This window comes from Cyclobacterium qasimii M12-11B (assembly GCF_000427295.1).
Lineage (GTDB): Bacteria > Bacteroidota > Bacteroidia > Cytophagales > Cyclobacteriaceae > Cyclobacterium > Cyclobacterium qasimii.
This window is the reverse complement of record NZ_ATNM01000024.1, coordinates 1-789: the sequence shown is the minus strand read 5'-3', so window position 1 is coordinate 789 and position 789 is coordinate 1. Positions and strand designations below refer to the sequence as shown.

At 37.6% G+C, this 789-nt stretch carries 1 protein-coding gene; it reads left to right on the top strand.

The window, feature by feature from the left end:
- A partial coding sequence (locus ADICYQ_RS27300; protein WP_040414136.1) for a hypothetical protein occupies positions 1-612 on the top strand: 612 nt, incomplete at its 5' end.
- Between the last annotated feature and the right edge of the window lie 177 nt (positions 613-789).

Here is a 789-nt window from a genome sequence, read left to right as displayed (position 1 = left end):
GTCATTGAAGGCGATGTTACTTATGCCGATAACGTCAATGATGATGGGGACACAGTTTCTAAAAATGTTGAGTTTACTGTAAGTAAAAATAGCGATGGATCTGAAGTTTACACAGTAAGCAATAAAAGCGCTGATAAGTTCAAACTAAACGATACGGTTAAAATTTATGGTACATATGAAGGCAGAGCTGAAGGAAGTGCCCTTCCTAAAGTGAAAGCCGTTTACGTCGATAAAATTGATAAAGAAAAAGAGCAAGCTAAACAAGATGCTGCACTAAAAGAACAGTTTGAAAAAACTGGCGAAGGTGATATTGAAGGACTGGGCCACGTTAAAGATATCGGAGTTGGATATAACGACGAAGTCGGAATTGATGGTAAAGACACGCCTATAAAACCTGTTACTATGGGCAGCATGAAGCTTTATATTAACAGTGTGGACGTTCTCGAAATTGAACCAGATGCTGATGCAAAATCACTCTATTTTAATGATCAAGATAAAGTTCGGGCTATTGTAGTCGATATGAAGGCCGAAAACACTTCTTCTAAGGACGTAACGTTTGACCCTAACCAAGCTGTTATTGTTACAAATACAGGAGAACAGCTTGAAATCTGAAAATGGGATTAAATGGGTGAAGTAGGCGGAGACTTCTTAGGGAAAGTTAAAAAGAGGCCAGGCATGGTGGATACTTAAAGATAATTCAAAAGATATCACTAGTTTGAAAAATGATTATTTCTCCTCCAAGTGATGCAAAAAACCTATGATGATTTAGGAAAGCGAGAAAAGACTAGA